This is a genomic window from Arthrobacter sp. KN11-1C (genome assembly GCF_052180225.1).
In the GTDB taxonomy this organism is placed as follows: domain Bacteria; phylum Actinomycetota; class Actinomycetes; order Actinomycetales; family Micrococcaceae; genus Arthrobacter.
The window spans coordinates 3,264,985-3,283,151 of the sequence record NZ_CP197467.1 but is presented as its reverse complement, the minus strand read 5'-3'; the positions used below and the strand labels follow the sequence as shown (position 1 = coordinate 3,283,151).

The 18,167-nt window shown below is 64.6% G+C and carries 18 protein-coding genes; 5 read left to right on the top strand and 13 right to left on the bottom strand.

Annotated elements, in window-relative coordinates:
- Positions 1 to 8: 8 nt before the first annotated feature.
- Complete coding sequence (trhA, locus tag ACSBOX_RS15330; protein WP_442543212.1) at positions 9 to 650, bottom strand: PAQR family membrane homeostasis protein TrhA; 642 nt, start codon at positions 648 to 650, stop codon at positions 9 to 11.
- 243 nt (positions 651 to 893) lie between these two features.
- Between trhA and ACSBOX_RS15325 the strand changes: the two genes are divergently transcribed.
- Together ACSBOX_RS15325 and ACSBOX_RS15320 are read left to right on the top strand one after the other, a co-directional pair.
- Positions 894 to 1,655: an isoprenyl transferase gene (locus tag ACSBOX_RS15325; protein ID WP_078105947.1), complete on the top strand. Its 762-nt coding sequence runs from the start codon at positions 894 to 896 to the stop codon at positions 1,653 to 1,655.
- Between the two features lie 372 nt (positions 1,656 to 2,027).
- On the top strand, positions 2,028 to 3,302 hold the full coding sequence (locus ACSBOX_RS15320; protein WP_269993222.1) for a PhoH family protein: 1,275 nt from the start codon (positions 2,028 to 2,030) through the stop codon (positions 3,300 to 3,302).
- A gap of 148 nt (positions 3,303 to 3,450) precedes the next feature.
- Here ACSBOX_RS15320 and ACSBOX_RS15315 read toward each other — a convergent pair whose 3' ends face one another.
- Positions 3,451 to 3,870 (bottom strand): GNAT family N-acetyltransferase, encoded by a 420-nt coding sequence (locus tag ACSBOX_RS15315; protein ID WP_442543211.1) that lies wholly within the window; start codon positions 3,868 to 3,870, stop codon positions 3,451 to 3,453.
- Positions 3,871 to 4,219: 349 nt separating this feature from the next.
- Positions 4,220 to 4,990, bottom strand: coding sequence for a hypothetical protein (locus ACSBOX_RS15310; RefSeq protein ID WP_442543210.1), 771 nt, complete (start codon positions 4,988 to 4,990; stop codon positions 4,220 to 4,222).
- Positions 4,991 to 5,049: 59 nt separating this feature from the next.
- Here ACSBOX_RS15310 and ACSBOX_RS15305 point away from each other — a divergent pair, with 59 nt between their 5' ends.
- Entirely contained in the window at positions 5,050 to 5,631 is a 582-nt protein-coding gene (locus ACSBOX_RS15305) for a prepilin peptidase (protein WP_442543209.1), read from the top strand.
- Between the two features lie 164 nt (positions 5,632 to 5,795).
- Positions 5,796 to 6,269: an NUDIX hydrolase gene (locus tag ACSBOX_RS15300; protein ID WP_442543208.1), complete on the top strand. Its 474-nt coding sequence runs from the start codon at positions 5,796 to 5,798 to the stop codon at positions 6,267 to 6,269.
- Here the strand turns inward: ACSBOX_RS15300 and ACSBOX_RS15295 are convergent.
- The 6 genes from ACSBOX_RS15295 to ACSBOX_RS15270 all read right to left on the bottom strand — a co-directional run bounded on the left by ACSBOX_RS15295 (position 6,257) and on the right by ACSBOX_RS15270 (position 12,830).
- Positions 6,257 to 6,457: a hypothetical protein gene (locus tag ACSBOX_RS15295; protein ID WP_442543207.1), complete on the bottom strand. Its 201-nt coding sequence runs from the start codon at positions 6,455 to 6,457 to the stop codon at positions 6,257 to 6,259. The genes ACSBOX_RS15300 and ACSBOX_RS15295 overlap by 13 nt on opposite strands.
- Positions 6,458 to 7,429: 972 nt before the next feature.
- Positions 7,430 to 9,154, bottom strand: a complete 1,725-nt coding sequence (locus ACSBOX_RS15290) for an MDR family MFS transporter (RefSeq protein ID WP_442543206.1) — start codon at positions 9,152 to 9,154, stop codon at positions 7,430 to 7,432.
- On the bottom strand, positions 9,151 to 9,819 hold the full coding sequence (locus ACSBOX_RS15285) for a TetR/AcrR family transcriptional regulator (RefSeq protein WP_442543205.1): 669 nt from the start codon (positions 9,817 to 9,819) through the stop codon (positions 9,151 to 9,153). Before ACSBOX_RS15285 ends, ACSBOX_RS15290 begins: the two co-directional genes overlap by 4 nt.
- A 132-nt stretch (positions 9,820 to 9,951) precedes the next feature.
- Positions 9,952 to 11,388 carry a class II fumarate hydratase gene (locus ACSBOX_RS15280; RefSeq protein ID WP_442543204.1) on the bottom strand — a complete coding sequence of 479 codons (1,437 nt, stop codon included), beginning with the start codon at positions 11,386 to 11,388 and terminating at the stop codon, positions 9,952 to 9,954.
- 98 nt (positions 11,389 to 11,486) lie between these two features.
- Positions 11,487 to 12,101 carry a carbonic anhydrase gene (locus ACSBOX_RS15275; protein ID WP_078105935.1) on the bottom strand — a complete coding sequence of 205 codons (615 nt, stop codon included), beginning with the start codon at positions 12,099 to 12,101 and terminating at the stop codon, positions 11,487 to 11,489.
- A gap of 9 nt (positions 12,102 to 12,110) precedes the next feature.
- A complete protein-coding gene (locus ACSBOX_RS15270) occupies positions 12,111 to 12,830 on the bottom strand; it encodes a DUF4245 domain-containing protein (RefSeq protein WP_442543203.1) in 720 nt (239 codons plus the stop codon).
- Positions 12,831 to 13,034: 204 nt separating this feature from the next.
- Here ACSBOX_RS15270 and glpX point away from each other — a divergent pair, with 204 nt between their 5' ends.
- On the top strand, positions 13,035 to 14,054 hold the full coding sequence (gene glpX / locus ACSBOX_RS15265; protein ID WP_171983398.1) for a class II fructose-bisphosphatase: 1,020 nt from the start codon (positions 13,035 to 13,037) through the stop codon (positions 14,052 to 14,054).
- Between the two features lie 80 nt (positions 14,055 to 14,134).
- Here glpX and ACSBOX_RS15260 read toward each other — a convergent pair whose 3' ends face one another.
- The 4 genes from ACSBOX_RS15260 to ACSBOX_RS15245 form a co-directional block, all read right to left on the bottom strand.
- Positions 14,135 to 15,070 (bottom strand): lipid II:glycine glycyltransferase FemX, encoded by a 936-nt coding sequence (locus ACSBOX_RS15260; protein WP_442543202.1) that lies wholly within the window; start codon positions 15,068 to 15,070, stop codon positions 14,135 to 14,137.
- Positions 15,071 to 15,072: 2 nt separating this feature from the next.
- Positions 15,073 to 16,323 carry a mannose-6-phosphate isomerase, class I gene (gene manA / locus ACSBOX_RS15255; protein ID WP_442543201.1) on the bottom strand — a complete coding sequence of 417 codons (1,251 nt, stop codon included), beginning with the start codon at positions 16,321 to 16,323 and terminating at the stop codon, positions 15,073 to 15,075.
- A 95-nt stretch (positions 16,324 to 16,418) separates the two neighbouring features.
- A complete protein-coding gene (gene purE, locus ACSBOX_RS15250; protein ID WP_442543200.1) occupies positions 16,419 to 17,012 on the bottom strand; it encodes a 5-(carboxyamino)imidazole ribonucleotide mutase in 594 nt (197 codons plus the stop codon).
- Positions 17,009 to 18,148, bottom strand: a complete 1,140-nt coding sequence (locus ACSBOX_RS15245) for a 5-(carboxyamino)imidazole ribonucleotide synthase (RefSeq protein ID WP_442546042.1) — start codon at positions 18,146 to 18,148, stop codon at positions 17,009 to 17,011. Before ACSBOX_RS15245 ends, purE begins: the two co-directional genes overlap by 4 nt.
- Positions 18,149 to 18,167 lie beyond the last annotated feature (19 nt).

Here is an 18,167-nt window from a genome sequence, read left to right as displayed (position 1 = left end):
ACCGCGAATTAACTGAGCACGGCAATCATGATCGCGGCGAAATGTGCGGCGAAGGCCAGCACCGTGAGGGCATGGAAGAGCTCATGGAAGCCGAAGTTCAACGGACTCAAGTTGGGCCTTTTGATCCCGTAGAAAACCGCGCCGGCGATGTAGAGGGCCCCGCCCACGCAGATCAGGATTGCGGCTGGAACGTTCGCCGCGAAGAACTCCGGCAAGTAGAACAATGCCCCGCAGCCCAGCGCAACATAGATGGGCACGTACAGCCAACGTGGCGCGCCGGTCCAGAGTACCCGGAAGAGCACTCCCGCCAGCGCTCCGGACCAGATCACCCACAGCAGGAGCACGGCCTTGGGACGCTCCAGCAGCGACCAGGCGAGGGGAGTGTAGCTGCCCGCGATCACCAGCATGATGTTGGTGTGGTCCAGGCGTTTGAGGACCATCCTGGTCTTCGGCTCCCAATTGCCGCGGTGGTAGACGGCGGACACGCCGAAGAGCAGCACACCCGTCAAAGCGTAGATTGCGGAGGCGATTTTGCGATCTGTCGTCGGCGCCAACGTCACCAGGACGATCCCTGCCGCGACGGCGAATGGCGTGGCCACAGCATGTATCCAGCCGCGCCACCTTGGCTTGGTTGTGAGCAGCTCCGACATCGTTAAAGCGTAACCCGCGCCGGGATAAGTTACTGCGGAGTAATGCGTTTTGCGACCGTTTTCCGCTGCCCGGGTGTGCCGACCGACCAGCTTGGGAAGGTAGCCTTGGTGGTGCGCCTACGGCAGCAGTCCGGAGGCGGCGATCGTTGTGTGACTGAAGGCCGACCGCCCGACGGGCCGGCCGCCGTCGTTGTTTTGTTCGCTTTTTACGTGCTGTTCAAAGGAAGTCAGGTGAGTGTCCGGATGGAGTGGCCCGGCTTCCTCTACGGCTTCTACGAGCGCAAATTGCTCCGTTCCCTCGAGCAGGAAAAGATTCCCCGGCACATTGGCGTCATGGTGGACGGCAACCGCCGCTGGGCGCGGCAATTCAACGCCCCAACCAGCGAAGGCCACCAAGCAGGCGCGGACAAGATCCACGAATTCCTCGGCTGGTGCCAGGAACTCGGGGTCAAAGTCGTCACGCTGTACATGCTCTCGACGGACAACATGAACCGCTCGGGCGAAGAGCTCGAACTGCTCATGGGAATCATCGCCAACACCCTCGACCGCCTGGATGACGACGCCAATATCTCGGTCCACGCCATGGGTGCGCCCGAACTGCTTCCGGACTATCTTGCCGATCGGCTCACCAAGCTCACCGCCCGCACTCCGATCCGCGAGCGGCTCCACGTGAACGTGGCCGTCGGTTATGGCGGACGGCGCGAAATCGTCGACGCCGTGCGGGAACTGCTGCACGACGCCGTCGCGCACGGCCGCGACATCACCGAGCTGGCCGACGAACTTTCCGTGGACGACATCTCACGCTTCCTCTACACGCGCGGCCAGCCGGACCCCGATCTGGTGATCCGCACGTCAGGTGAACAGCGCTTGTCTGGCTTCCTCATGTGGCAAAGCGCCTACAGCGAGTTCTATTTTTGCGAGGCGCTATGGCCCGCTTTCCGCAAGGTTGATTTCCTCAGGGCCCTGCGGGACTATGCCGGCCGCCAGCGCCGCTTCGGTTCCTGACGCCGTGACTTACCGGTGAGCTGCCGTTTACGGGAAGTTCACATTTTGTCTACGCGAATCGCCGTTTGGGCTAACCGGAAATGTAATCGCACGGGAATACGTTAATCCCATCAGTAGGCAAACCGCCTGCTGATCGGGGAGGCCAGTAGATGGAGCGAATCATCGCACCAGTTACGTGGGGGGCCGCGCCCGGCCTTCCGGCCGAGCCGCCTCACGAATAAGCCGGGTTCGCCCGGGGCTGGAGTCGATGTGGCTATTTCTGAGCAACTGCCCGTAGTCGTTTCCGACGGGGAAAGTTCAGCTACCTCTCGCACCAAGCGGGCCAACAGTGGACGGACTGCACAGTCCGGTACCCCGACTGGCCGGAGCTATGTGATTGACACTTCCGTTTTGCTTTCCGATCCGCATGCCTTGTTGCGTTTCGCCGAGCACGAAGTCATTGTCCCGATCGTGGTCATCACCGAACTTGAAGGCAAACGCCACGATCCCGAGTTGGGCTACTTCGCCCGCAAGGCCCTCAGGCTCCTCGATGACTTGCGCATCGAGCACGGCGGCTTGAATCAACCGATCCCGATCGGATCCGACGGTGGCACGCTGCGCGTCGAGATGAACCATGTGTCCACCGAAGTGCTGCCGGCAGGATTCCGCGGCGCGGACAACGACAGCCGCATCCTGGCGGTCGCAAAGAACCTCGCCAACGAAGGCCACAACGTCACGGTCGTCTCCAAGGACCTGCCCATGCGCGTCAAAGCCTCTGCGATGGGGCTGTTCGCGGATGAGTACCGCAATGAACTCGTCAAGGACTCCGGCTGGACCGGCATGGCGGAAATCGAGGCCAGCGAGGACGAAATCACCACCCTGTACGGGCACGAGCCGGTTTTCATCCCGGCAGCTGCCGAGTTGCCGGTCAACACGGGCTTGGTGCTGCTCTCAAACCGGGGCTCCGCCCTGGGCCGCGTGGGCGCGGACAAGCAAGTTCGGCTGGTCAAGGGCGACCGCGATGTCTTCGGACTACATGGCCGCTCAGCCGAGCAACGCCTTGCGATCGATCTGCTCATGGACCCCAGCGTCGGAATCGTCTCGATCGGCGGCCGGGCGGGCACCGGAAAGTCGGCCCTCGCCCTGTGTGCCGGACTCGAGGCCGTCCTGGAGCGCCGGGAACACCGCAAAGTGATCGTCTTCCGCCCCCTGTACGCGGTGGGTGGACAGGAACTGGGGTACCTTCCCGGTTCCGAGGCGGAGAAGATGAACCCCTGGGCGCAGGCGGTTTTCGACACTCTCGGTGCACTCGTCAGCCAGGAAGTCGTGGAAGAAGTCATGGACCGGGGCATGCTCGAAGTCATGCCGCTGACCCACATCCGCGGACGTTCGCTCCATGACGCCTTCGTGATCGTTGACGAAGCCCAGTCGCTCGAGAAGAACGTGCTCCTCACGGTCATGAGCCGAATCGGCCAGAACTCCAAGATCGTCCTGACCCACGACGTCGCCCAGCGGGACAACCTCCGCGTCGGCCGGCACGACGGCGTTGCCGCCGTCGTCGAGACCCTCAAGGGGCACCCGCTGTTCGGCCACATCACCCTGACCCGCTCCGAACGCTCGCCGATCGCGGCCCTCGTGACGGAGCTGCTCGAAGGGGCTGAAATCTAAGGTTCCACTGTGCGGAGGGCCGTGGCCGGGTTCGTCGGCCACGGCCTTCCGCCGATTCTTGAGCTTCTGCTGCCCGACGCCCGCTCAGGTATGTCGGGCTTTTCGCCGACGCCCGCTCACGTATGTCGGGTTTTTCGCCGACGCCCGCTCACAAACCCAGGAACTTTGCTGCGGCCTCATGGCCGTCTACTTTCAGCTTCCAGTCCGGCCTAATGAACGCTTCCGGAGCGAGTCGAACGCGCTGGACCTCCACGACGTCGGCGCCCCATTGGTCGCGATAGCTGCCGTTGAACCCGTAACCGAGGCTGGCGGATACACCCAGTGATTGCTTGTTCCACGCGGCAGCTTCCGATGTAGCTTCCTCTGTCTTCAGGAAGTCGAAGGCGTAGCTGAGGGCGGCCGCGCGCATTTCCTTGCCGAGGCCTTGGCCTTGCGCGCTTTTCTTGAGCCAGGAGCCGGTGGAGACGGTCTTCAACGATGCGAAATTCTTCGCCTCGACATCCTGGCAGCCAATGAACTCGTTGTTGTGCCAGATGCCCAGGAGGATCGTCCATGATTCCGGGGCCATTCCCGCACGGCAACGCCAATACCATCGGGCCATGTGGAACCCAACTCGTCCTCGGGCAGTTCCGTCCAGGCATTGCGGAAGGGCGACTTCCCCGGATCGTGAATGCCGCTGAGGGCTGCCGCGACAGCTGCGGCGATGTCAGCATCCTGGATGGGGCGCAACACCAAACGGGGTGTGGTCAAGGTAAGACCCAAGGCGGGTCAGATCGCACTTAGCTCGTTCTTCCGGGAAGCCTAGCGGACTCGGCCGGGATAGCTTGTCATCTGTCGACTCGGGCCACGGATAAGCGAGCGAGCGTTCGGCGGAAGGCGCGTATATGTGAGCGGGGGTTCCAGGGCGGGGGCCGCGCTCATGCGCGGGGGCCGATGTCCCAGCTGATGTGCTTTCGCACGTCGGTGAGGTTCATCGACTCGGCGAGGAACAGATCGTCCAGCATGTATTCGTCCACCCCCAGGATCCGCATCCAGTGCCCCTGACCGGTGGCGTCGCCGTCGAGCGATTGGCTGGAAACGCACACGCCCGTTCCAGAGTCCACCCGCAAGAGCGTGCGTCCAGGGAAGCAGAGCGGCGTTGCCGCATCGGATGCCACGTAGCTGTGTCCCGGCGTCGCGATGGTTTCCAAGGCCGGGCGCCCCTCGTGATCCACTTCCCGGATGGGCCCGAACGACACCCGGTTGGACTCGGGAAACTCCATCGGTACCGGCGCATTTCCCGCGAGCTCGACAGGATCGAGTGCTGCCGCGAGCCGACCGTTCCCGAATGACGGTTCACCATACGCTGCCTCGGGGCGCCGACGGACCAAGCCTGCGGAGTCGTAGACGGGCGTCACCAAGTGGGCCGGCAACAGCCAGGACTTGCGCTTCGAACCGAGGTAAAGCCCGTCGCGGGAGTCATTGATTCCCGTGGTGCTATGGAGCAACCCGCCGTCCATGGTTTCGAGCCGAAGCGCTCCCGGCCGACGCAGCCAGGCGCGCACCTTGGCTTCTGTGGTGCTTGGCCGGTCGAGGTATTCGAACCTCAGGCTGGTCCATTTCCACGGGGAGGAACGGCAGAGGTTCCGGAAGGTGGAGGACATGTCGGCGTCCTGATTGCCTTGGATTTCTGCACTGTAGCGCCCCATATCCACAGTCTAAGCGTGCGTGACCGGCGCAGCTTTGAGAAAACCGATAGCATCCGAGGGTGATCGGACGACTCGGCGAATTGTGGGGGACCAGTCTCCCGGCCTTCTGGCTCCTGCTGGCAGCTTGTGTGTACTTTGCGATCATGGCTGCCCGTCTCACGGTCATCGACGTCCGCCACCACCTCCTGCCCAATCGGATCGTCTTCCCGTCGTATGCGATCGCCGGAGTGTTGCTGCTCGGCGCGGCGATGGCTGTCACCTTGGCTGGGGGAGCGGCCGGGAGCGCAAGCGGCGGAACGGCTGGGTCAGCGCCCGACGGCGGTGCCCCCTTCCTCGGCGTGCCCGCCTTGGGCATCGTGGCCGGGGGAGCCGTGCTGTGGGTTTTCTACTTCATCCTGCGTTTGGCGTATCCGCCCGGGATGGGCTTCGGCGACGTCAAATTGGCTGGTGTCCTCGGCCTCTACCTTGGATACCTGGGTTGGGCGCATGTTTTCGCCGGAACGTTTGCGGCGTTCCTCTTCGGCGGGCTGTGGAGCCTGGGAGTCCTGGCCGCCCGGAGGGGAACCTTGAAATCGGCAATTCCATTCGGGCCATTCATGCTTGCCGGTGCGGCAGCGGCGATGTTTGCACTGCCCGCGTGAAGAGTGCCGTGCGCCGCGTCGGCGGGGGGCGACCGTGTGGGCAGCCTAGCCCGCTGTCATTCGGGCATCGCCGGTGGGATACTCGCCCTACTGGCGGATCCGGTCCGGAAGCGGAGGCAGAGCACGTGTTGGTGATGACTGATTCAACGGAAGCGGATTAGGCCGTGCCGGTCCCGGAATTCATCCGAGAAATCCGCGAGAAGATCGGCAACGATCCGCTGTGGCTACCTGGCGTCCGGGGCGTGGTCCTGGACGACGAGAACCGGGTCCTGCTGTGCCAACGGGCCGACAACGGCCGCTGGACCTTGATCACCGGAATGCTCGAACCGGGTGAGCATCCAGCCCCTGGCTTGATCCGCGAGATCTTCGAGGAGACTGCCGTGGTGGCGGAAACGGAAAGGATCCTGGCAGTGGGTGTGATCGGCCCGGTCATGTATCCCAACGGAGACGTCTGCGACTTCTTGGATATTGCCTTCAAATGCCGCTATGTCTCGGGGGAGGCCCGCGTCAACGACGACGAGTCAATCGCCGTCGGCTGGTTTGCCCTCGACGAGTTGCCTGACATCAGTGCGGGCCACCGCGAAACCATCCGGCTTGCGCTGGAGCCGGGCACCGCCGTGGCGTATCAGCGCGATTGACGGGCCGCGAGGATCGCGCGGGCGGCGAAGAGGCAAGCCGTGGCACCGCAAACGACAGCTCCGACGATGGTCCACCATTCGCCCTTGGCGGCGGCAATGGAGACGGCCAGAAGCCCGAAAAGGACTGCCCCTAGTCCCCATCGAACGGCGGGGCTGATGTTTGCGGATTCTTCGGGCTCTGGACTCATGGGTTCCAGCCTAGGCCAGACTCCGCAAGGCCACGCGCCCCCGGGGCCGGGCAACACAGGGGCGCCGCAACCCCCATAAAATTGCGGCGTCCCTGTTGACCCGGCTCGCTGCCGGTGGGTACGGCGTATGTCCCGCGAGACGGACTTCGGCCCAGTGGACATGCCCGGCTCTGGATTCGGGCAGTGGACATATTCCTCATATGTCCACTCGTCCGAGCCAAGGCAGGGCATGTCCCGGGCTCAGCGCCGGATATGCCCACTCGTCCGAGCCTACGCAGAGCATGTCCACTCGCCCGGGCTAGCGCAGGACAACAGGGACGCCGCAACCCCCATAAGATTGCGGCGTCCCTGTTGACCCGGCTAGCTACCCGCGGGTCGGGCGCATGTCCCGCGAGACCCACTTCGGCCCAGTGGACATGCCCGGCTCTGGATTCGGGCAGTGGACATATTCCTCTTATGTCCACTCGTCCGAGCCAACGAAGAGCATGTCCTTTCGCCCGGGCCAGCGCAGGACAACCGGAGCGCCGCAACCCCCATAAAATTGCGGCGTCCCTGTTGACCCGGCTAGCTACCTCGCGGGTCGGGCGTATGTCCCGCGAGACCCACTTCGGCCCAGTGGACATGCCCGGCTTTGGATTCGGGCAGTGGACATATTCCTCATATGTCCACTTTTCCGAGCCAACGCCGGGCATGTCCAGGGCTCAGCGCCGGACATGCCCACTGGTCCGGGCCAACGCAGAGCATGTCCACTCGCTCGGGCTAGCGCAGGACAACAGGAGCGCCGCAACCCCCATAAGATTGCGGCGTCCCTGTTGACCTGGCCCAGCTGCCGGCGGGTCGGGCGTATGTCCCGCGAGACCGACTTCGGCCCAGTGGACATGCCCGGCTTTGCATTCGGGGGGTGGACATATTCCTCATATGTCCACTCTTCCGAGCCAACGCGGGGCATGTCCGGCTCAGCTTCGTGCGAGCTCAGCGTCGTGCGAGCTCACCGTCATTGTCGCCCACCGGCTCCACCGGCCCCACCGGCCCCACCGGCCCGGACTTCGGCTCGTCAACCGCGTCGACCTCGTCAACCGTCACGTTGGAGGATCCTCCGAGGCGTTCGGCTTCAAGTCGTTCCGCTTCCTCGCCCCCGACAGCCTCGCCCCGGGCCACCATTCCGGCGGTGTCGGAGAGCGGGATCTGCTTGAGGGTGATGGCGAGCAGGAGGGCGGCCGCGATGAACGGGATCAGGTACCAGAACACCGGTGCAAGCGAGTCGGCGTAGGCGTTGACGATGGCGTCCTTGATCTGGACCGGCAGCTGGGCCAAGGTCTGCGGATCAAGCTTGCTGGTTGACTGCGCGGCCTGCGCGGCGGAAGCCCCGGCGCCTGTGAATGCCTTGGTGAGGGATTCTGCGAGCCGCGTGGTGAAGATGGAACCGAAGACGGCGACGCCCAACGAAGCCCCGACCTCGCGGAAGTAGTTGTTCGTGCTCGTTGCCGTGCCGATTTGCTCGGCCGGAACCGCGTTCTGGACCACCAGGACGATGACCTGCATGATCAAGCCAAGGCCTGCGCCGAAGATGAACAGCTGGATGCAGATGACCCAGATCGGGGTTGCCGCGGTGAGCGTGGTCAGCCACAACATGGCAACGATCGTGAGGCTCGCTCCGAGGATCGGGAACATCTTGTACTTGCCGGTCTTGGAGATGCGGATACCGGAGTAGATGGACGTCCCCATGAGTCCCACCATCATCGGCAGCATGAGCAGGCCAGAGACGGCGGCTGAAGTACCGGAGGACATTTGCAGGAAGGTCGGGACGAACGCGATGGCGGCGAACATGCCCAGGCCCAGGGTGAAGCCGATGGCCGTCGCGTTGATGAAGATCCGGTTCTTGAACAGGCTCAGCGGAATGATGGGGTCTTCGGCCTTGCGCTCCACGAGGACGAAGAGGAAGGCGGCGAGCACCATGCCGGCGCCGAAGGCCCACGTGAGCGGGGAATCCCAGCCTTGGTCCTTCTTACCGCCGAAGTCAGTGAAGAAGATGAGGCAGGCCGTGGCAGCGGACAGCAGCAGCACACCCAGGATGTCGATGCGCTTTTCGGCCTTCTTGTTCGGCAGGGTGAGCGTGAACCAGGCGATGGTGAAGGCCGCAATGCCGATGGGGATGTTGATGTAGAAGGCCCATTCCCAGGTCAGGTGATCGACGAAGAAGCCGCCCAGGAGCGGACCGGCCACGGCGGAGAGCCCGAAGATGGCACCGAGCGGGCCCATGTACTTGCCGCGTTCCTTGGCGGGCACAATGTCGGCGATGATGGCCTGCGAGAGGATCATCAGTCCGCCGCCGCCCAGGCCCTGGATGGCGCGGAAGATCACGAAGCCCCAGAAGTCGGTGGCGAAGGCACAACCGATGGAAGCTGCCGTGAACAAGCCGATGGCAATCAGGAAGAGGTTCCGACGGCCCAGGATGTCACCGAATTTGCCGTAGATCGGCATGACGATGGTGGTGGCGAGCAGGTAGGCCGTGGTGATCCAGGCCTGGTTCTCCACGCCGCCGAGCTTGCCGACGATCGTGGGCATTGCCGTGGACACGATGGTCTGATCCAGGCTCGAGAGCAGCATGCCGGCGATCAACGCCGAGAAAATGATCCAGATCCTTCTCTGGGTCAAAAGCAGCGGTGCAGCCGCTTTGGTCTTGAGAGTGGTACTCACGGTTGATCCTTCTGGGGTTCGACGGGGTTGATGTCCAGCGGTTGGGCGAAGAGCGTGCGGGCTGCGTTGAGGTTCCGGTCCAGCAGTTCCCGGTAGGGCTCGGTGTTCTCCTCGGAAAAGAACTGCTTGCTCGTCTTCTTGGTGACCGCGCCGAAGACTGCGGCGGCCATGACGACCTCTGTGTGATCCGCCGGGAGGCCTTCACGGGCGGCGATGAGTTCGGCGAACTGGCGCTCGCGGACTTCGCCTTCGCGGGTCAAACGGCCCAGGAGCTGGGGCTCGGCCGTGACTGCCGCGATGAGTTGACGGATCTCCGACGGACTCACGGTGGACCGTTCGAGGACTGCCAGGGTGAACTGGCGCAGCGCGGACAGCAACGAGTCTGAGATGGTGCCGGCGGCACGGGCGGGGTTGCGGTTGAAGGCCTCCAGGGCCTCTTCGGGAAGCTCGTCGGAGAACGAGCCGATCACTGCGTCTTCCTTGGTGTGGAAGTAGTTGAAGAATGTCCGCCGCGATATCCCGGCCTGTTCGCAGGCTTCCTCGACGGTGAAGCCGTTGAGTCCGCGTTGGGCCGTCAGGGACCGGGCGACGGCGGAGATCGCCGCGCGGGTCTGAGCGCGCTTGCGCTCCCGGAGCCCGCCGTCGTTAGTTGCACTATTTTCCACAAAGTAAAGTTTTGCACCTTTTATCCAATAGTGCAAGAAAATCTCAATGGGAGGAAACGACGACGGCGGCCGACGCCTTCCGTGGGGAAGGTGCCGGCCGCCGTCGGGCTGGCCAGTCGGACTGGTGGGAGGCTAGGCCTTGTGGGCCGGGCGGGTCATGGTGGTGACGTCGAGGGCCTTGTCGAGCTGCTCTTCGGTCAGTTCGCCGCGCTCGAGGTAGCCAAGGGAGATCACGGCTTCGCGGATGGTCAAACCCTCCGCAACGGCCTTCTTGGCGATCTTTGCGGCTGCTTCGTAACCGATGAACTTGTTCAGCGGGGTCACGATGGACGGGGAAGCCTCGGCCAGGAAGCGGGCGCGCTCCACGTTGGCCGTGATGCCGTCGATCATCTTGTCGGCCATGACGCGGCTCGTGTTGGCGAGGAGTCGGATGGATTCGAGCAGGTTGGCGGCCATCACCGGGATGCCGACGTTGAGCTCGAACGCACCGTTGGTACCGGACCAGGCGATGGCGGTGTCGTTGCCGATGACCTGGGCGCAGACCATGATCGAGGCTTCGCAGATGACCGGATTGACCTTGCCCGGCATGATCGACGAGCCGGGCTGGAGGTCCGGGATGGAGATCTCGCCGAGTCCCGTGTTGGGGCCGGAGCCCATCCAGCGGAGGTCGTTGTTGATCTTCATGAAGGAGATGGCGATGTTGCGCAGCTGGCTGGAGCCCTCGATGAGGCCGTCGCGGTTGGCTTGCGCTTCGAAGTGGTCGCGCGCCTCGGTCAGCGGCAGGCCGGTGTCGGCTGCGAGGAGCTCGATGACGCGCTCCGGGAAGCCTTCCGGGGTGTTGATGCCGGTGCCCACCGCCGTGCCGCCCAGGGGGACCTCGGCGACGCGGGGGAGCGCAGCGTTGATGCGCTCGATGCCGTAACGGACCTGCGCGGCGTAGCCGCCGAACTCCTGGCCCAAGGTCACCGGAGTGGCGTCCATCAGGTGGGTGCGGCCGGACTTGACGACGTCCTTGAACTCCACGGCCTTGCGGTCCAGGGAAGCAGCCAGGTAGCCGAGGGCCGGGATCAGGTCGTTGATCAGGGCCGATGTCGCGGCGACGTGGACCGACGTCGGGAAGACATCGTTGGAGGACTGGGAAGCGTTGACGTGGTCGTTCGGGTGGACTACTTTGTCGCTCCCGGCGGCCGCGAGGGCACGCGTCGCCAGCTCGGCGATGACCTCGTTCGTGTTCATGTTGGACGACGTGCCCGAACCGGTCTGGAAGACATCGATGGGGAAATCGCCGTCGTACTTTCCGGCGGCAACCTCATCGGCAGCGTCGGCAATCGCCCCGGCGAGCTCGCCGTCGAGCACCCCAAGTTCGGCGTTCGCGAGGGCAGCGGCCTTCTTGACCCGGGCCAGGGCCTCGATGTGCGCGCGCTCAAGCGTCTTGCCGGAGATCGGGAAATTCTCCACGGCGCGCTGCGTCTGGGCGCGGTACAGGGCGTTCACAGGAACGCGAACTTCGCCCATCGTGTCATGTTCAATACGGAACTCGGCCGCGTTGGATTCTTGAGTGGAAGTCATGGGGCTAGCTTATGGCGAGCAGCCGCTTGACCGAAAACCGGGGGAGCAAAGCTACGGCCGCTTGGTGCCGCCCCTCCGGGGGCGGCGCGGCATCCGGCTTAGAGCTTGCCGATCCCGGAAACTAGCGCCGCGCGGCCTTCGTCCAGTTTGTAGGAAAGCCCGACGACGGCGGCCCGGCCGTCGTCGATCGCGTCGGAAATCACACGGGAACTGTCGGCCAGACGGCGGGCTGTCTGCTTGACGTGCTCCACCACCATCTCGTTGACGTCCGTCTGCTCGTTGCGCATTGCCGTGAGGACGGAGGGCGTGATGCGTTCCACGAGGGAACGGATGAAACCTGCCGGCATTTCACCGGTCTCCACAGCGCTCTTCGTCGCAGTCACCGCGCCGCAACTGTCGTGGCCAAGGATCACGATGAGCGGAACATGCAGTTGGGAGATGCTGTATTCCAGCGAACCGAGGACGGCGTCGTCGATCACCTGCCCGGCCGTACGGACCACGAAGGCATCGCCCAGGCCGAGGTCGAAGATGATCTCCGCGGCCAGGCGGGAATCCGAGCAGCCGAAGATCACGGCGAATGGATGCTGGTCCTCCACGAGGGAGTGCCGGCGGGAAGCGTCCTGGTTGGGGTGCAGGGACTCGCCGGCGACGAAGCGTTCGTTTCCTTCTCGCAAACGGCGCCAGGCAAGTGCGGGAGTCAGATAGGTAGCCACGACGCTACTTTACGGCTTGGGGGTGGCAGGCTGCGAAACCGTGTCGCCGGGCTTCGTGCTCGCGTCCGCGGAAGCGACAGGAGCTGCGTCCATTGCCTTGACCACAGCTGCGCCCAACGTCGAGAACTCGTCCAGTCCGGCGCTGCCGCTCAGGATGACCGTGGTGCCGCGGTAGTTCAGGACCATGCTGCGGTTGCCCTTGGCCGTGTCGTGGAGCTCCCAGTCATGGCCGCCGGCGCTACGCGTGCCGGTAATCGGAGCGCTGCCGGTCTGCTGGAAAATCCAGGTGGGATTGGCCTTGCGGGTCTGGACAATTCCGATGAACATCTGCTGGGGAGTGACGTAGCCGACCTCCCACGTGGGCACGCCATCGCCGGTCCCGGAGTTCCAGCGGGCGTAGTTCGGACTGAATGTGTCGCCGGTATTCGGCGCTACAGGTGTGAAACCCGCCACATCTTTCGCATTGGCGGCGGTTGCGGCCACATCGACGTCGGGCTTGTAACCGCTGCTCTTTGGCGCCGGATTCATGAGCACGATCGGAAGGAACGCCAACACGCACAGGAGCAACGCGATGAGCATGCCGATGACCGAAGCATTGGCCCGTTTTGCGGCTTTTGCCGCGATAACGGGCTTGATGGCCGGCTGGCCGGCGTCATTGCTGCCGGCTGCCTCGTTGCCTCCGTTGCTTGGCGGGACAGCGGCAATTGCTTTGTCTTGCGTTTCACTCACGCTTCAATAGTCTCCTATCGAAGCGGCTAATACACATCGGCCGGTCCGCGCAAGGGGCGTTCCGGGAGTTGGTCATCCCATGACCGTGCCGCTCCGCCGCGACTATGATCTCTTCTAGAGGAATCATTCAGGCCGCCAAGCCCAGCCATTCCTGGTCCCACGAATCGCGTCATCGAAGAAGAGGTTCACGTGTCTCCAGCGCCAATGTCCCAGAAGTATTCCACGATTTCGCCGGCGCTCGCCGTCGGGACCGATGAGCCGGACCGCAACCTGGCCCTCGAACTTGTCCGGGTCACCGAAGCTGCTGCCATCGCCGGCGGCCACTGGGTTGGTTTCGGCGACAAGAACAAGGCGGACGGCGCGGCCGTTGACGCCATGCGCTCCTTCCTCCACACCGTCCATTTCAACGGCGTCGTTGTCATTGGCGAGGGTGAAAAGGACGAAGCCCCCATGCTCTTCAATGGCGAGCACGTCGGTGACGGCACCGGACCCGAGTGCGACGTCGCCGTCGACCCCATCGACGGAACCCGGCTGACTGCCCTGGGCATCAACAACGCCCTCGCCGTGCTTGCAGTGGCCGAACGCGGCACCATGTTCGACCCCTCCGCCGTGTTCTACATGGAGAAGCTCGTCACTGGTCCCGAAGCCGCCGACATGGTGGACCTCCGCCTGCCGGTGAAGCAGAACCTGCACCTGATCGCCAAGGCCAAGGGCGTCAAGGTCAACCAGCTCAACGTCATGATCCTGGACCGCGACCGCCACCGCCCGCTGGTGGAGGAAATCCGCGAAGCCGGTGCCCGCACCAAGTTCATCATGGATGGCGACGTTGCCGGCGCCATCGCCGCCGCACGTTCCGGCACCGGCGTCGACGCCCTGATGGGCATCGGCGGCACGCCGGAAGGCATTGTTGCCGCATGTGCCATCAAGTCCCTCGGCGGTGTCATCCAGGGCCGCTTGTGGCCCACCAGCGACGACGAGAAGCAGAAAGCCATCGACGCCGGACACGACCTCGAGCGCGTCCTCTCCACGAACGACCTCGTCACGAGCGACAACTGCTACTTCGCAGCTACCGGCATCACCGACGGCGACCTGCTCAAGGGTGTCCGCTACTCCAAGGACAAGGTCCTGACCCAGTCCATCGTGATGCGCTCCAAGTCCGGCACGATCCGCTTCGTCGACGGCGAGCACCAGGCCAGCAAGTGGGAGGGCTACGCCCGCAAGTAGGACCCACAAAACCGGGGCTTGTTTCCCATTCCGGCGCTTGAAGCAACGGAATGGGAAACAAGCCCCGGTTTTTTGTGCGGTCAGCGGAGTTTTTCGCGCAGCTTCCGGGCTAGCTGGTAGGCCCCGTAGCGGAGCTTGTTGACGGGAAGGTCCCACGTGCCGGGGTAGGCGATTTCACGGCCCCCGAAGGACTTCTTGAAGGCGGTGAATCCGGCCCACTTGTGGTCAGGCTCGTCTTCCGGGGCCACGCCCCACAAATCGACGTGCTTGAGTCCCTTGTCCTTGGCGTCCGCCATGAGCGTCACGAGCAACGGAATGCCAGCGCTAAGCTTGCGATGCGTGTCATCGAGCGCCGCGTGCGCGTAGGTACGCGTGTCGGCGGAGTCGTACGCCAGCGCCGCCGCGATGGGCTCGCCTTCCAGTTCCGCGATGAACAGCGTGCCGGCACCGGCCGGCATGAGGGATTGGGCCACCGAGCTGAGGTAGTCGTCGCTCTGGGGCTTGAAGCCGTTGCGTGCGGCGGTCATGTGCAGGAAGTTCAGGAGGACCGAGATCTCTTCGGGATCCTGCGAGGACCGGAAGGTGACACCCTTCTTGTGGATGTTGCGGTACAGGTTCCGGTTGGTGGGTTTCATGCCCGCAAGGACGTCCTTGAAGTCGCCCGCCAGATCCACGATCCAGCTCAATTCCGGTTGCTGGTTGGACGGCGCCGGCTGCAGGCCGCGTTCCCGCAGGACCGCACCGGCGTCGGCGGCTTCGAACCCGGCAGTGACAGGTTCCATCCGGACAAACACTGCGCGGCTGCGGCGCGCGATCGCCACGAGGGCGGTTACGGCTTCGTCGAAGGCCTCCAGCGAATCGGCCACGGGTCCGTAGGGCGTGTAGATCACCTTGCCGGCGGGGTTCGTTTCCTCCACTGCGAGGAAACGCCACCCCGGCCCGGATTCCTCGTGCACGGTACGGCCGAGGGATCGCTGGAAGGACGCCCATGCGGGCGTCTGCAGGAAGTACTCCACAGTTAGTTCCCCAAGCCTGTGGTCACGGCAAAGGCGACGCTGGTGCCCGTGGCCCCGGCAACCGGGTGCACCATGACGGGCTCTTCCGACGCCGGGATGAACGCACTCCCGCCGCGCTCGACGGCGAGCTCGCTCTTGGGGGAGTCGAGCACCACGGAACCCGAAACCACGACGACGACGGCGGGACCCGCCTGGGCCATCGGCACCGGTTCCGCTCCGGGACCCAGCTCGATGCGCTGGAGCTGGAATTCCTTGAACGGCGGCACATAGAGATCCTGGCCGAAGCCGGAGATCCTGGGCTCGATGCGCGGGACGCCGAGGGAAGCGAATTCGATGGTCTTCAGGAGTTCCGGAACATCCACGTGCTTGGGGGTGAGGCCGCCACGGAGCACGTTGTCCGACGCCGCCATCACCTCCACGCCGAGGCCTTTCAGGTAGGCGTGGACGTTTCCGCCCGGCAGGTACACCGATTCGCCCGGGGACAGGAAGACAAGGTTCAGGAGCAGGGAAATCAGGACACCGGGATCGCCCGGGAACTCGCTGTTGATGTCCACCAACGTCGAGAGTTCAGCGGCGTGCTGCCCCATCGGTGCGCCCGATTTCAGGATGGAAACCACCTGATCGGTGGCCGCGGAGACGGCCTCCCCGCCGGTAATCAGCCGGGTGAACGCAGCTTTGAGCGCCGAGGGCTCATCGGACCCGGAAAGGTCCGAGACGACTCCGGCGATGACGTCCGGAACGTCGACGGCGGCAAGGTCCAGGAGGGTCGCGAGGTGCTCGAAGACACGCCGCGAATCGGCGGCCGGGCGGAAACCGCAGAGGGCGTGAAACGGCGTCAGCGCGAAGATCATCTCCGGCTTGTGGTTGTCGTCGCGATAGTTGCGCTCGGGTGCGTCCGCTGCCATGCCAGACGCATTTTCCTTCGCGAAGCCGTCCCTGGCCTGCTCGAGGCGTGGGTGGACCTGCAAGGACAGCGGCTTGTCCGCTGCAAGGAGCTTGGTGAGGAACGGCAAGCGGGGACCGAATTCGGCCACGCTCGATTCACCAAGGAAATGCACGGGATCCACGCTGATCAAGGCGTCCAAGGCGACGGAAGAGCCATCCGGACGGGTGGCCACGGACGGCGAGTCCGGGTGCGCTCCGATCCACAACTCCGCTTCCGGACCACCGGAGGCGGGCCTTCCCAGCAGGGCGGCGATCGCCGTCGTCGATCCCCATGCGTAGGGGCGGAGAACATTCTCAAGCTGGTACACGGCGCGGGATCCTTGTCATTGCGGGACGGTTCATTCGGGATTGCCGGGGATGACCTCTGTGCGGCTGCCCGGGCTCCTAGCGGCTGCCCGGTCTCTTAGCGACCGCTCCGGGCGGAGACGTTCGCCGTCGAGAAGACCTCGGCAACCTTGTCGCGGAGCCTGGCACCCTTCTCCGTGGCGGTGTTGTTGAGCTCCTGGGCGAATTCGAGCAGCTCGCCACGAAGCCGCACGGCAAGGTCGTCGCTTCCGGACGCCAGCATGCGTACGGCCAGGAGGCCGGCGTTGCGGGCGCCGCCGATGGAAACAGTGGCCACGGGAACGCCGGCGGGCATCTGCACGATGGACAGCAAGGAGTCCATGCCGTCCAGGGTCTTCAGCGGGACCGGGACGCCGATGACGGGCAACGGGGTCACGGAGGCGAGCATGCCCGGCAAGTGGGCTGCGCCGCCTGCTCCGGCGATGATGACCCGGATACCGCGCTCATGGGCGGTCTGGCCGTAGCGGATCATCTCCGTGGGCATGCGGTGCGCGGAGACGACGTCGGCCTCGAAGGGGATGCCGAATTCCGCGAGGGCGTCCGCAGCGGCTTCCATGACGGGCCAGTCCGAGTCGGAGCCCATGACGAGGCCTACGATCGGGGAGGCGTTCGCTGCCCCTGCATTTTCGGGATCCATGGTTTCTGCGCTCATGCGGTCTCCTCGGTGGTGGTCCCGGCCGGCATGCGGCCGTCACGGATGATGTCGGCCACAATGGTGGCGCGGTGTCGGATGGAGTCGACGTCCGCCGTCGAGTTGCCGACCAGGTTCACATGCCCGATCTTGCGGCCGGCCCGCACGGACTTGCCGTAGCAATGGACCTTTGCGGCCGGTTCGTAGGCGAGGGCCTTCGGGTAGGCGCTGTAGAGATCCTGGTTGTCGCCTCCCAGGAAGTTCTTCATGACGACCACCGCGCCGAGGGCGTCGGTAGCACCGAGCGGGAGATTGAGGACTGCGCGCAAGTGCTGCTCGAACTGGCTCGTGACGGAGCCGTCCTGCGTCCAGTGGCCGGTGTTGTGTGGCCGCATGGCGAGCTCGTTGACCAGGAACCCGACTCCGACGCCGGGCGTTTCGAAGAGTTCCGCGGCCATCACGCCGGTGACTCCGAGTTCATTGGCGATCCGCAGCGCCGCCTCTTCGGCCGCCGCGGCGACCTCCACGGGAATGTCCTGGGCCGGCGCAATCACTTCGTCGCAGACGCCGTCCACCTGGACAGTGTGGACAACAGGCCACGCGCGGGATTCGCCGTCGGGGGTCCTCGCAACCAGCGCGGAAAGCTCGCGGCTGAAGTCGACCTTCTCTTCGGCCAGGAGCGGGCTCATGGCGTCGAACCAGTCGGTGGTGCTACGGGCGTCGTCGGCGGAATGGATGATGCGCACGCCCTTGCCGTCATAGCCTCCGCGGGGGGTCTTCAAGACGATCGGCCAGCCGGTCTGCTCGCCGAAGGCCACCAGGTCTTCGACGCCGTGGACGGCAGCCCATGCCGGGTTGGGGAGCCCCAGGCGGTCGATCGCAGCACGCATCACGAGTTTGTCCTGGGCGTGCACCAAGGCATCGGGGCCGGGCTGGACGTTGACTCCGGCCTCGATCAGCGCCCTCAGGTGCTCGGTGGGGACGTGCTCGTGGTCGAACGTCATGACGTCCAAGCCCTCCGAGAACTCGAGGAGGGCAGCGAGGTCCTTGTAGTCGCCAATGGGAGCCGTTGCCACGGCCCGGACCGCGGAAACGTCCTCGCCTTCGGCAAGGACCCGGAGTTCAAAGCCAAGGGCGGTTGCCGCCGGGGCCATCATTCGTGCGAGCTGGCCGCCG

Coding starts and splice junctions, on each gene's coding strand:
- trhA (WP_442543212.1), bottom strand. CDS start 650: ATGTCGGAGCTGCTCACAACCAAGCCAAGGTGGCGCGGCTGGATACAT.
- ACSBOX_RS15325 (WP_078105947.1), top strand. CDS start 894: ATGGAGTGGCCCGGCTTCCTCTACGGCTTCTACGAGCGCAAATTGCTC.
- ACSBOX_RS15315 (WP_442543211.1), bottom strand. CDS start 3,870: ATGGCCCCGGAATCATGGACGATCCTCCTGGGCATCTGGCACAACAAC.
- ACSBOX_RS15310 (WP_442543210.1), bottom strand. CDS start 4,990: ATGGGGCGCTACAGTGCAGAAATCCAAGGCAATCAGGACGCCGACATG.
- ACSBOX_RS15295 (WP_442543207.1), bottom strand. CDS start 6,457: ATGAGTCCAGAGCCCGAAGAATCCGCAAACATCAGCCCCGCCGTTCGA.
- ACSBOX_RS15280 (WP_442543204.1), bottom strand. CDS start 11,388: ATGACTTCCACTCAAGAATCCAACGCGGCCGAGTTCCGTATTGAACAT.
- glpX (WP_171983398.1), top strand. CDS start 13,035: ATGTCCCAGAAGTATTCCACGATTTCGCCGGCGCTCGCCGTCGGGACC.
- purE (WP_442543200.1), bottom strand. CDS start 17,012: ATGAGCGCAGAAACCATGGATCCCGAAAATGCAGGGGCAGCGAACGCC.
- ACSBOX_RS15245 (WP_442546042.1), bottom strand. CDS start 18,148: ATGATGGCCCCGGCGGCAACCGCCCTTGGCTTTGAACTCCGGGTCCTT.